This window comes from Xanthomonas sp. WHRI 8932A (assembly GCF_035012785.1).
In the GTDB taxonomy this organism is placed as follows: domain Bacteria; phylum Pseudomonadota; class Gammaproteobacteria; order Xanthomonadales; family Xanthomonadaceae; genus Xanthomonas.
Map to the genome: position 1 here is coordinate 213968 of NZ_JAYGQQ010000002.1, position 12919 is coordinate 226886.

General features: G+C 64.9%; 6 protein-coding genes and 1 other RNA gene. 5 read left to right on the top strand and 2 right to left on the bottom strand.

What is annotated here, in order from left to right:
- The first annotated feature begins 78 nt into the window (after positions 1–78).
- Entirely contained in the window at positions 79–2892 is a 2814-nt protein-coding gene (locus tag VC212_RS03760; RefSeq protein ID WP_323514444.1) for a TonB-dependent receptor, read from the top strand.
- Positions 2893–2964: 72 nt separating this feature from the next.
- Here VC212_RS03760 and yjjJ read toward each other — a convergent pair whose 3' ends face one another.
- Positions 2965–4341, bottom strand: a complete 1377-nt coding sequence (gene yjjJ / locus VC212_RS03765) for a type II toxin-antitoxin system HipA family toxin YjjJ (RefSeq protein WP_323514443.1) — start codon at positions 4339–4341, stop codon at positions 2965–2967.
- A 732-nt stretch (positions 4342–5073) separates the two neighbouring features.
- On the opposite strand from yjjJ, the gene VC212_RS03770 reads away from it, so the two are divergent.
- A complete protein-coding gene (locus VC212_RS03770; RefSeq protein ID WP_055853104.1) occupies positions 5074–6147 on the top strand; it encodes a 3-deoxy-7-phosphoheptulonate synthase in 1074 nt (357 codons plus the stop codon).
- Positions 6148–7162: 1015 nt separating this feature from the next.
- On the opposite strand, the gene VC212_RS03775 is transcribed toward VC212_RS03770, so the two are convergent.
- Complete coding sequence (locus tag VC212_RS03775) at positions 7163–7396, bottom strand: hypothetical protein (RefSeq protein WP_323514442.1); 234 nt, start codon at positions 7394–7396, stop codon at positions 7163–7165.
- 192 nt (positions 7397–7588) lie between these two features.
- On the opposite strand from VC212_RS03775, the gene VC212_RS03780 reads away from it, so the two are divergent.
- The 3 genes from VC212_RS03780 to VC212_RS03790 all read left to right on the top strand — a co-directional run bounded on the left by VC212_RS03780 (position 7589) and on the right by VC212_RS03790 (position 12678).
- Positions 7589–9766: a hypothetical protein gene (locus VC212_RS03780; protein WP_323514441.1), complete on the top strand. Its 2178-nt coding sequence runs from the start codon at positions 7589–7591 to the stop codon at positions 9764–9766.
- A gap of 172 nt (positions 9767–9938) precedes the next feature.
- Positions 9939–10014, top strand: a non-coding RNA gene (locus VC212_RS03785) — sX9 sRNA.
- A gap of 201 nt (positions 10015–10215) precedes the next feature.
- Positions 10216–12678 carry a hypothetical protein gene (locus VC212_RS03790; RefSeq protein ID WP_323514439.1) on the top strand — a complete coding sequence of 821 codons (2463 nt, stop codon included), beginning with the start codon at positions 10216–10218 and terminating at the stop codon, positions 12676–12678.
- The last annotated feature ends 241 nt before the right edge of the window (positions 12679–12919 follow it).

The following is a 12919-nucleotide window of genomic DNA, read 5'->3' on the forward strand; positions in this document are numbered from 1 at the left end:
ATGAACTGCCGCAGTCATCGTCTTGCCTTGTCGATTTCCGTATCTCTTGCCCTGACGGCTGCCGCAGCGCCGCCGCTCATGGCCCAGCAAACCGAGCCGGACACACCGCGCGCTACCTCCACGCTGGACGCGGTCAGCGTCACCGGCTCGCGCATCAAGCGCGCGCAGGTCGAAGGCGCGCAGCCGGTGGTCACCATCTCTGCGCAGCAGATCCAGCAGGAAGGTTTCGCCACCGTCTACGACGTGCTCAACAGCATGAATCAGCAGGGCTCGGTGGAAGCCGATACGCAATGGGGCTCGCACACGCCCAACGCCTCGCCGATCAATCTGCGCGACCTGGGGCCGGGGCGCACCCTGCTGCTGGTCAATGGTCACCGCGTCGCCGATTACCCGCTGCCTTACGGCGGCGAAAGCAACTTTTCCAACTACAGCAACATCCCGTCTGCGGCGGTGGAGCGCATCGAGATCCTCACTGGCGGCGCCTCGGCGATCTACGGCTCGGACGCGGTGGCCGGCGTGGTCAACGTGATCCTCAAGCGCGACTACCAGGGCGACCAGGTGCGCCTGCGTGGCGGCACCGCCACCGAAGGTGGGCGCGACAGTTTCGATGTGTCGTGGGCGGGCGGACGCACCGGCGAAAACTGGAGCGTGACCTACGCCCTGCAGGCCACGCGGCGCGACCCCTTGAGCGGCCGCGATCGCCCCGAAATGGACGACTCGGACGACATGTCCTATTCCAACTGGACCGGCCAGAACCGCCTGTACGGCTTCAATCCATTCACTGGCCTGAGCCTGGTCGATGCCAACACCAACCAGCGTCTCGCCCCGCCTGCGGGCACCTGCGCGCGCTTCGGCGGCGAGTTCGTCGATGCGCAGCGGCTGAGCTACGACCAGAACAGCGGTGCGCTCACCAATACCGGCAACTATTGCGGCGTGGCGCGCGATTACGGCGACTGGGGCCTGGTCACCGGCAGCGAAGATTATTCGGCGTATCTCTACGGCACCTGGAAGTTCGGCGAGGCCACCGAGGCCTGGGCCACGCTGTCGGCCAACCGCAGCATCGGGCGCTGGACCTACGACCCGCCATACGCGTATCTGGGCCCGTTCCAGGACGCGGCCACCGGGCGTTCGTTGAACCTGATCCGTCAGCTCACCCGGCGCGAAGCCGGCGGTTGGGACCGGCTGGCCAACTACAACAAGGAGCAGTCCTGGGATCTCAGCGCCGGCCTGCGCGGGGTCTGGGCTGACCGCTTCGATTGGGAGTTGAGCGTGGGCCGCTCGCGCTACACCGTGGACGAATACATCCGCACCGTGGATACCGCGCGTGCCACCGAATACTTCCTCGGCAGCCCCACCGGCACCGCCGCCGATGGCTCGCCCATCTACGCGATAAACGAAGCGCGCCTGTACGCACCGCTGCCGTCGGACCAGTACGACGACCTGGTCGCCAAATCGCACAACGCCGCGTATTCCTGGGTAAATCAGGCCAGTTTCAGCCTCAGCGGCGATCTGGTGCAGGGCTGGGCCGGCCCGATCCGCTTCGCCACCGTGGCCGAAGTCGCCAAGCAGGGCTATCAACTGTCGCCGGACCCGTGCGCCAACGAGTGCTACCCGGTGGATGTGGTCGATAGCGGCGGCGGCGAACGCGTGCGAAGCTCGGCCGGCCTGGAATTCCAGATCCCGTTGCTGTCCACGTTGAGCGCGAATGTGGCCGGTCGCTACGACCGCTATGGCAGTTACCGGTCGTCGGCCGCCATCGCCACCGATGTCGGCACGCAAAGCGATACCACCTGGAGCGCGGGGTTGGAATGGCGCCCGGTCGAGAGCCTGTTGTTGCGTAGCACGCTGGCCACCAGCTTCCGCGCGCCGGACATGCACTACGTGCTCGGCGAACCCAGCTCCACCAACCAGACCGTGATCGATCAATACCGCTGCATTTCCTCAGGCGCCTACCTCACCGGCGGCTGCAACGACGAAAACAACGATATCTACTACACCGTGGATGTGAATCGTCGCGGCACCCCGGATCTACGCTCGGAAACCGGCCGCTCGTTCACCGGCGGAGTGGTGTGGGATATCGCGCAAGGGTTGTCGCTGAGCGTGGATTACTACCGCATCCAGCTGGAGGAAATGATCAAGGATCTGGACCGCGACGAGATCCTGTCGGCCGAAGCCGGCTGCCGCACCGGCACCACCGTCAGCGGTGGCGCCTGGAACAATCCCGGCGGTGCGGGCTATTGCGACACCATCACCTCGCGCGTGGTGCGCAATGCCGACGGCACCATCGCCAGCATCGAGCGCGGCCCGATCAACCTGGCGCAGATGGAAACCTCCGGCATCGATGCATCGTTGAAATATCGCCTTGCCACCGCGGGCTGGGGCAACTTCCAGCTGTCGCTGGATTACAACAACCTGATCGCCTATCGCGAACAGATCTACCGCACCGACAGCGACGAAAACCGCCGCGACGAACGCGTGCGCAGCCGGGTGCGTGGCAGCGTGCATTGGGACAACGGCGGCGCCTGGGATTGGACGGTGTACTTCCGCCGCCTCGGCTCGATGCGTGCGGTCAATTGGGGCACCTGCGCGCGCTTCGACGATGGCTACCAGCCCAGCGCATCGGACCAATGCCTGGTAACCGACACCGCCAACGTGCATCTGGGCGAGAGCAGCAAGCGCTACTTCGGTCGCGTGGGCCCGGCGATCTACTGGAACCTCAGCACCGGCTACAAGATCACCGACCACGCCAAGATCAATTTCTACGTCAACAACGTGTTCAACGAAGTGGGCTACGAGAACAAGGAGCGCTTCTACGGCTACGGGTTCTACAACACCACCTTGTTCAACCCGATCGGCCGCGAAGTCGCAGCGGAGTATGTGTTTACGTTTTGAGTGATGCAGGTAATGCATCGCACGTCACGGCATGAGTGCCGTGGCGTGTGATGCGTTGTTGATGCGACATGCTCAGGCAAGACGCGACGCCGTTCGCCGCAGGCTGGCCAACGCGCGCGTGGCGATTCCACGCATCTGTTCGCTCAGCGTGTCATTGGCGATGGCTTGCTGCCAGAACTGCTCGGCCATCGCGGCCGCGCGTCGCCACTGCGCGAATTGACCGACGGTGGGTGGCGGAATCTCGATATCTCTGTGCACCACTTCGCCACTGGATGCCGGCCGCAATGCCATTGGCAGCATGTCGTACACCGGGGCAAGCTGCAGCGGCAGGCTATCGGCGAGTATCAGCGCGGCATTGCCCAGGTGCATGTCGGTATTGCCGATGAGGGTGCCGAACCAGCTGATGACCTCCAGGCGCTCGGCATCTTCCGGACTCAGCCAACCATCGCGCTGGAGCAGTGGGGCAAGTGTTCGCCAGGTGTTGCTGTCCGCATCGCCGTAAAAAGCGGCGAAGAGCGACATCAGCGAGACGAATCCGCGCCGGCCTAACGCAGCAGTTCGATCAAAGCGTGTCGATTCGAGAAAGACGCGTCCGCCCGCCTGCACGATCTGCGTCGCCGCTGCAGCGATGCCACCGGCGATCAGGACTTGGCTCGCAAGGGATTCCAGGTACAACAGATCGGCCCAACGCCGCCCGGTCGGGTGATCGATCCGGTCGGAGAACTTGACGATCACGGGGCGACACGCGCCATGTTCTCTTAGCACTGCAGTGAACTTCGGCTGCTCGCCAGCGGCAGACGAGCCAACGGCCTCGCCGCGCAATGCCGCTTCGGCGCGGCGCAGATATGCATCAGGGCGAGCCTGCAGGGGGATGCACTCAGGCTGCTCGATCGCCTCCAAAGCCAGAGCCAGCGCGCGCTCGCCGATCAGCAGGTCGCCAAGCTGGTCGTGACCATCCGACAGCATGGACACCAGGTTGTCCCTGGGCGACCACAGCGCCAGATTGGCAGGCAGGTGCAATGGACCGGAGACACGCTGTGCCAAGTTGCGGCCGAGAAATCCTTGCGGCCGTTGGTCATCGATAAACCACGGCAGCGACTCGAAGATGCCGGTGTCCAAGGGTGGATGCAGCAGAACGGGGTTGCCCTGCAGGAGCTCCACAAAGAAATGGTCGTTGTGGAGCGCGAGCAGTTGGCCCAGTGGTACAACGCGGGCATCGGGATCGATCCGATAGAGCGGCCACACGCGCTCGCCCCGTATCTCACTGGTGGCCACGTAGCCGGTAGCGCGCGCCTTGCCATAACGCAGCACTGCAGTGCCTGCGCTGGCGACCAGGCGAGAGAGCGTAGGGCGGCTCACACCCAGACGCCTTGCCAGATCCGCCCCGCGCATGGGGCCGTTGACACGTAGCGTGGTGATCAGGCGGTCGACTGCGTCGAGGGAGGGCATGAGAGCCTTGCATGGTAACGATATGTGAAACGATACTAATTCATCTAGGCGGAGTTAAGCTTCTGATTAAAATATATTTTTTGCATTTTCGACCAGATTCTAGCGCTGGTCGATGAAACGATACAGAAAGCGCGGTGCCGGTTCGTGCACGGCTAGCGATCGGGTTGACGCTTGACTCCGATCCTGAGCTTTTCGTGCGGGTAATTGTTCGGCGTGACACCAGCAGAACTGGTCGTGGAGCTGTTCCAACGACGCATGCTGCCCGGCATCGTTTGTCGCAGTCGAGCGCACCCCAAATGCGGCAAGGGTTCAGCGCTTTGGTCGCAGCGACGTTGCTCGCATGACAGCCACGTGGGGTGACGATGTTGCTGGCAGGATCAAGCGATGTGCGCGTCATGCGCAACGACCTGAGCGGTGCCGACCGGCGCGGAATCCACGCCTGCACATGGTGGAGCATGTGCATCGCCAGCCGCGCCGCTGCAACGTTCCGTTGCCGATGAAACAGTGGCAACGCGCAAAAACGCGTGGTATCAATGCAACCCATGAACGCACCCCGCAGCCAGTTTTATTTTTGGTACTACGGTTTTCCGATGCCGCTGGCGGAGGAAGGATTGCGCTCACCCTGAAGGAAACTTCAGCAGCATTCCCGAAAAGCCGCCAGCGCACACTGGCGGCTTTTTTGTTGCCGCCTCGCCTGGCTCCCCGATGCAACCGCCGACCCGAGACACTGTTATGCCGCCTGTGACCGATGACCTGCGTATCCGCAAGATCGAAGCCCTCGCACCGCCTTCGCAGCTGCTGTCGCTGCTGCCCTGCGATGAGCGCGCCTCCGAAACCGTCACCAACTCGCGCGCCGCGCTGCACGAGATCCTGCATGGGCGCGACGACCGCCTGGCGGTGGTGATCGGGCCCTGCTCGATCCACGACCCGGTCGCGGCGATGGAGTACGCACACCGGCTGCGCCCACTGCGCGAGCAGTTCGGCGATGCGCTGGAGATCGTGATGCGGGTGTACTTCGAAAAGCCGCGCACCACCATCGGCTGGAAGGGCCTGATCAACGATCCGGACCTGGATGGCAGCTTCCAGATCAACAAGGGGCTGCGCGTGGCGCGCGGCTTGCTGCGCGACATCAACAACCTTGGATTGCCGGCCGGTGTGGAGTTTCTCGACATCATTTCGCCGCAATACATCGCCGACCTGGTGGCCTGGGGCGCAATCGGCGCACGCACCACCGAAAGCCAGGTGCATCGCGAAATGGCTTCGGGTCTGTCGTGCCCGGTAGGGTTCAAGAACGGCACTGGTGGCGACGTCAAGATTGCGGTGGACGCCGTAGGCGCTGCCTCGCATCCGCATCATTTCCTGGCCGTGACCAAGGACGGCCAGACCGCGGTGGCAGCCACGGCAGGCAATCCGGATTGCCATGTGATCCTGCGCGGCGGCAAGGTGCCCAACTTCGATGCGGCCAGTGTGGAATCGGCCAGCCAGGTGCTCAACACCTCCGGTCTGCCGGCACGGTTGATGATCGATGCCAGCCACGCCAACAGCGGCAAGAATCCCGACAACCAGCCCAAGGTGATCGATGACATCGCGCGGCAGCTGGAAGGCGGCGAGACGCGCATCGTCGGCGTCATGGTGGAAAGCCATCTGGTCGGCGGCCGCCAGGAACTTGTCGCAGGCTGCGAGCTGACCTACGGCCAGAGCATCACCGACGGCTGCCTGGATTGGGACACTTCGGTACAGGTACTGGATCGTCTGGCGACTGCAGTGCGCGCCCGGCGCGCGCGGCGGATTGCCGAGGCTGCGTAAGCGTGCGACATCGCGTTCGCAGGCCGATGCGACGTGTTGGTTGGCTTACGGATGCGGCACCAAGTGTCGCCCGGACCCGCATCCGGCGCGACGCGCCACCTTCTCCCTACGGGAGAAGGCCAGGAGCGTTGCTTATTCGGACAGGATGAAAGCAGCGCGCATCGACAGGATGAAAGCGCCTTTTGTCCGAGAAAACCAAAGCCACTGTGCCGGCGGGAGATGGTTGGGGTGACGTTGCTACGGTGCGGCGGAAAAAACGCATCCATCGCCTGAGCCGCCACCCGTGCGGCAAAAGAAAAACGCCGGACCGGCGCAGGGAGCCGGTCCGGCGGATTGAACAACACCACCCACTGGTGACCCGCCGCTGCGGTGGCTAGGAGGGAGAGACGTTCTGCACTGCCAGCGAGCGGGTAGGGACGTTATCGCCCCGGGGCATGGCCTGCGCATGTCGCTGCGTGGCGCCGGCAGACATGAAGTTTCGAAAGAGTTAAGCGGTGCCGCAGCGGTGCTTCACTTGCGTACATCGCTGCATGCATGGCCACGTAACCCAATAACCTGTGCATGCATGCAACGTCAGCCCAGCATGTCGCCAGGGTCGAGCCAGCGCTGGCGCCGCGCCAATGACTTAGTCAGCGTAGGCGGGGTGTGCGTGCCATCGCTATCGTGATTGGCGCATGCCATCTAGTGTTCCAGTGCATTGCGATAGCGCGGGGACACGCGATGTAACCCAATAACCTGTGCATGCATGCAACGTCAGCCCAGCATGTCGCCAGGGTCGAGCCAGCGTTGGCGCCGCGCCAATGACTCAGTCAGCGTATGCGGGGGTGTGCGTGCCATCGCTATCGTGATTGGCGCGTGCCACCTGGTGTTCCACTGCATTGCGATAGCGCGGGGACACGCGATGGTCGAGCGATTGGCGCGCGTGCTGATTGGGCGTAAGCACGCGCAGGTTGGCCACTGCTTGCCTTGTAGGTTCGCCGCTTTGATCCGCTGCGCTATCGCTATCGGCACCGCCTTAAGTGCCGGTGTCGATGAAGCCGCTCGTCGCCATGGCCTGGCCCGGTTGGCTCAGCTCGGCTGTCGCCACGGCAGACACCCCTCGGTCGCGCAGCAGCGCGTACAGGATGCGTTGCTCGGACAAGGCGGGCACAGCGGCAACGGGATGCCCGTTATCGCCCGCTGCAGGCATCTGGCTGCGTGCGACCTTGATGCAATGGTCACTGGCGTCTGCTGCCAGTGAGCACGCCATCTGGAATCGCTGCGTCCATTGTCAGCCGAACGCGGCCGCGAAGCGTCACTAGGTGCCGCGCATGCAGAGGCTGCAGCGGGCGTTCCAGAACCCACCTGACAGCGCCTCCACGGTGTCGCGCACCCTCAGCGTTCACGCCTCGCCGTCGGCGCACCCCCGATAGTGGCGGCAGACTCTTCCTCGCCTGCGCCCATGCCCTCTCTTCGCGAACGCTTTCAGCGCTGGCCCCGGCCGTGGCGGCTCGCACTGCTGGTGCTGTTGGCGCTGTACGCGCTGTATCTGCTGGCCGGCAATGTGTTTCTCAACACGCCGTTGTTCGATGCCACTACCAACCGGCAGCCGCACAAGTTCACCATGCAGACGGGCCCGGCACTGACGCTGTTCCCGGGCGAGGTGATGGCCTGGAATGTGCGGATGCGCGGGCAGGCCAACCGCACCGTGTATGTCTTCCATGCCGATCGCGCGCATGCACGCATCGCCCTGCTGGCCCTGTTCCGGCGTGAGGTCCGTCTGCCGTGGCTGCATGCCACCGGCCTGAGCGCGGACGTGGAAACCTCCGATACGCCCATCCCGCCGCCGCCACGTGGCGACCAGGGCTGGACGCTGCGCTTCGATGCGATCAGCAGCGACAGCATCCGCAGTGCGCGCGTGGGGAAACTGCTGATCGCAGGCAAGGGCCACGGTACGGTCGGCTTTCTGAAACAGCTCAAGGGCGGGCCATCGGAGCTGTTTCCATCCGAGGCCGGCTTTACCGATGCGGTGGTCAGCTTCGATGGGGTGCAGGTCTTCAATGGCGCGCAGCTGGATGCGCAGTTCCAGTTTCCGCGCCACTACCGCGATGAAGCGCCCGGCCTGCGCAAGCTCGGTATCACCCATGCGCGCCTGCAGTTGAACGCCAGCACGGTGGCGTTGAAGATCGATACCGGTGCCCCGCACGTGGACATCCGCAGCGGACCATCGGTCGCGCGCGTGGAGGCGGACATCACGCTGGACCGCGGCGCGCTGCAGCCGGGCAGTCACGCGGTGTGGCGGCTGCCGTTGTTGGCCGGTGTCGGTGCCACCGACCGCGGCATGCTGGCGTTGCAGCTGGACGTGGCGCAGGACATCCGCGTGCAGGCGCGGTTGCCGCGCGATGCAGACACCGGCAGCGAACTGCACGCCGATCTGCGTATTGCCGGCCGCAGCATTCCCTTCCAGGAGCCGGTGCAGATCTTGCCGCGGCTATCGGGACAGGTGCAGGGGCGCTGGAAGTTCGAATCCTTGAACTGGATCGCCGAGCTGTTCGTGCGTAAGCCGTGGTTTCAGCTGGAAGGCGGCGGCCTGGTGGAAGCCGATCTACGCCTGGCGCAAGGTCGGCTGACCAGCGGCAGCAGCCTGGAGATTCCACGCGTGGAGGCAGTGGCGCAGGTGTTCGACACGCGTTTGACCGGCATCGCCAGGGCGCGTGGCCGCATCGACGATGCCGCCACCCCGCAGGCGCATCTGGATGTGAGCATTCCAACGTTCCGCGCCGCGCCACGCGATGCGCCCAAGCAGATTCTGCTGGATGGTCGCGATCTGCAGCTGGCCATGCATGGCGATGCGGAACTGGCGCGCCTGCGCGACACGCTCAAGGCGCAGCTGCGTTTCAGCGATGCGAAGGTGCCCGACCTGACGGTCTACAACCGCTATCTGTCCGGTAAGGCCGTGCGCCTGCTCGGCGGCAGCGGCAGCCTGACCGGCGATGTTGCGCTCAACGCGGCCGGCGATGTCGGCAGCGGGCATGCGCATCTGCGTGGGCAGGGCGCGCATCTGGCGCTGGCCGGCGTGCAGATGCGTGGCGATGCCGACCTACAGGCGCAGCTGCAACGCGCCGACTTCAAGAACAAGTTCTTCGACCTCAGCGGGACGCGCGTACGTCTGCGCAACATGCGCGTGGGCGAGGACACCGCCGATACCAACTGGTGGGGCGAACTGCAGGTCGGTGCCGGCACCATCCAGGCCAGCGCACCGTTTCAGCTGGATGCCGACGCAGCGCTGCGCATGCGCGATGCCGCGCCGCTGCTGTCGGTCTTCGCGCAGCGGGCCGACTATCCGCGCTGGGTGGTGGGCTTGCTGGATTCGGGCGAGCTCGATGCCACCGGCCGCGTACGCTGGCGTAAGCAGCAACTCACGGTCGACGATCTGCAGGCAGAAAATGCGCGACTTTCGTTGCGCGCGCGCCTGGCGCTGGACGACGACACGCGGCGCGGCAATCTGTATCTGCGTTGGGGCGTACTCGGCGCCGGCATCGAACTGGATGGCAAGCAGCGGCAATGGCATCTGGCCGGCGCGCGCGAGTGGTACGACAAACAGCCAGGCCTGCTGCCGCCGGTATCCAGGCGGAAGTAAGCGCTTGGCGAAGCGTGCTGGCGTGGCCTGATGATAGGTGTGGCATCCATCTTGTGCGATGGCGTGTAGACCACAGTGCGGGCCGCGCGGCGTGTGCATCAGATGGCGAAGAGCGGCTAACAAAGCGGCTGCGCTCACTGCCAGGCGAGTGCGGGCGATGCTCGGATTCGGCATGGTGCACTCGTACATTCTGGTTCCTGTGCGCCGCCCGGACCCATCTGACGACTGCTCGCTACGGTGTGTTAGCCGCTCTAAGTCGTCCGGTTGCCTGATCAAGCATTGAGCGGAGCGTTCAACGCGTGGCGCCCACGCCAAGCGGCAGGCCTCGCCATCGCCATCGCCACGCGCCTACGCGTGCGCAGCCATGTGCCCACGATGCGCACCGCACTCACGGTCTGCTTGGCACACTGCGCGGCGCCGCCTGCGCGGTCTTGAAGGAGCCTGCCGTCATGACGATGCCTGTTCGCGCCCGCTGGCGCGCATTGCCCCGCGCGCTGCGTTGGCCGTTATCGGCCGTGATCGCGCTGTACGTGGGCTACCTGCTGCTGGGCAACCTGCTGCTCAACACCCCGCTCGGGCCGGCAGCGCTCAATCGCAAGCCGGACACCTTCGCCATGCAATGGGGCCCTGGCCTGACCTGGTGGCCGGGACGGGTGATGTTGTGGGATGTCGATCTGCAAGGCCGCTCCACCCGCAACCGCTGGAGCGTCAGTGCGCAGCGCATGAGCGGGCAGATCCGCATGTTGCCCTTGCTGCATCGGCAACTGCTGGTGCCGGAACTGCATGTGCACGGTGTGCGTGCCGGCCTGCAGTTGGCACCGTCCATGGCGGATGCCGTGGGCGCAGCTCCCGCTGCTGCCGCGGTGGGTGCACAGCTGGCAACCACGGCGATGGACACAACATCGAATGCATCCGCGACCGCTGCACCCGAAGAAGCCGCAGCGAATGCAACGCGCGCGACAGCAGCGCCTTCGACAGCAACAACAGCGAAAGCAACAACAGCGACAGACGCAGAACGTGTGAAGCCGACAGTAACAACAACAGCAACAGCGTCATCTCCATCGGATCAGGCGCGCAGTCCGCAATCCGCTAAGCCCCCTGCAAATCCAAACCCCGCCGCGCCGACCTGGACACTGCAGTTCGACCGCATCGATGCCGCGCAGGTACACGCGCTATCGCTGCGTCAATTGCGGATCGAAGGCCACGGCCAGCTGCAGCTCGGTCTGTTCAAGCAGCTGCGCGGCGGGCCGATGGAACTGTTCCCATCGCGTGCGGTGTTCGACAACGCACGCGTGCACTGGGGCAAGAGCGAACTGCTGCGCAACGGGCAGCTGCGCCTGGAGGCGAGCATTGCGCGGCATGCGCCCGACCAGGCACGCGGGCTGGCCTTGCTGCAGCTGACCGATGCGCTGGTGGCCGTGCATGGCGACACCGCCGCGCTGGATGTCATCCGTACTGCGCAGGGCCGCCACACGGTGACCACGCGGCCGGGTAAGGGGCGTGCGGATGGCGAGTTGCGCTGGACGCGCGGCGCGTTGCAACCGGGCAGCCAGCTGCACTGGCGTGCGCCTCTGCACGACAGCACGCGCACGCCTGCCGCCTTGTTGGGCGAGCTGGCGGCGCAGCTGCAAGTGGACGACAACATGCGTTTGACCGTGAGCATGCCCGAGCCTGCCGATGCGGGGTTGACGCTGGATGCCGATCTGCGCGTGCAGGGCCGGCAGTTGCCGCTGCAATCCATGCGCGACCTGCTGCCGCGCACCTCCGGGCATGCACGGCTGCATTGGCAGCTAGCCTCGCTCAGCTGGATTCCTGCGCTATTTCCGGATGTGGACTGGCTCACCCTGGAGGGCGATGGCCTGGTCGATGCGGACCTGCGCATCGCGCGTGGCCAGCTCGGTGCCGGCAGCCGGCTGCGGGTGCCGCATGTGCGCGCGCATGTCGGCGTGATGGGGCACGCGATCGATGGCCAGGCCAGTGCGGATCTGCGCGTGGATGCCGATGCCAACGGCCAGCTGTTGCCCGCGCTCGCACTGCAGATGCAGCAGTTTTCAATCGCGCACAGCGACGCACCTGCGCGTCCGTTCGTGCAAGGCCGCGATCTGCGTCTGGATCTGCAGACGCGCGCCGATGCACGCAACCTGGCGACATTGCGCGATGCCACGCGTGCGCATCTGACCTTTGCCAATGCGCGTGTGCCTGATTTGCGCGCATACAACCGCTATTTGCCGCAGCAGCAGCTGCGGTTCGATGGTGGCAACGGGGTGCTTAGCGGCGATCTGCAGATCGAGCCCGGTGGGCGTATCGGCAAGGGCGGATTGCGTCTCGGTGCACGCGCGGCGCGCCTGCAGTTTGCCGGGCTCGCATTGCGTGGCGACGTGGATGCCGATCTGCGCCTGCAGCGTGGCGATCTGCGTGCAGAAAATTTTCGCCTCGATGCCAGTACGGTGCAGCTGCGCAATGTCGGATTTACCGGTCCGGATGGACAGCGCCGCGATGGCTGGTGGGCACGCATCGTGCTGGACGACACGCGTATGCAGTGGCGGCAGCCGGTCGGTGTAGATGGACGCGTGCGTATCCAGGTACGCGACCTGGCGTTTTTGATGGCGCTGTACGCGCGCGACCGCTCCATTCCCAACTGGATGCTGCGGTTGGTGGATGCAGGGCAGGCGCAGGTCGTCGGTCGTGTGCATTGGCAAGGCGATACCGTCATCGTCGATCGACTGCAGGCGCGCAACGCACGTTTCCAGGTCGATGCACGCTTGCGCCTGCAAGGCACGCAGCGCAGCGGCAGCTTGCTCGCGCGCTGGGGTGTAGTGAGTGCGGCAGTCGGCCTGCGCAACGACACCCCCGAGTGGCATCTGCTACGTGCGCCGGAGTGGTATCAGGCGCAGCCGGACCTGTTGCGATGACAACCGGACGCGGCAGCGTTACGTGAAGAAAACTGGGCCAGTTCTGTACCGTCTGGTGTTGTTTTGCAGTGCAGCGTGCAAGTCGGATTCGGGGCGCGCACTATGATCCTGCATCCCGACGTGGGGGAGGGAGCAAAGCCCGCTGGCAGTTCGCTGCAAGCGGGCTTTTTTATTGCCTGACGTTTGACTAGTCAAGCATTTGCAGCTCCGCAAAGTCCGGGATTTACCGCAGTTCCCGCAT

Coding starts and splice junctions, on each gene's coding strand:
- VC212_RS03760 (WP_323514444.1), top strand. CDS start 79: ATGGCCCAGCAAACCGAGCCGGACACACCGCGCGCTACCTCCACGCTG.
- yjjJ (WP_323514443.1), bottom strand. CDS start 4,341: ATGCCCTCCCTCGACGCAGTCGACCGCCTGATCACCACGCTACGTGTC.
- VC212_RS03770 (WP_055853104.1), top strand. CDS start 5,074: ATGCCGCCTGTGACCGATGACCTGCGTATCCGCAAGATCGAAGCCCTC.
- VC212_RS03775 (WP_323514442.1), bottom strand. CDS start 7,396: ATGGCGTGCTCACTGGCAGCAGACGCCAGTGACCATTGCATCAAGGTC.
- VC212_RS03780 (WP_323514441.1), top strand. CDS start 7,589: ATGCCCTCTCTTCGCGAACGCTTTCAGCGCTGGCCCCGGCCGTGGCGG.
- VC212_RS03790 (WP_323514439.1), top strand. CDS start 10,216: ATGACGATGCCTGTTCGCGCCCGCTGGCGCGCATTGCCCCGCGCGCTG.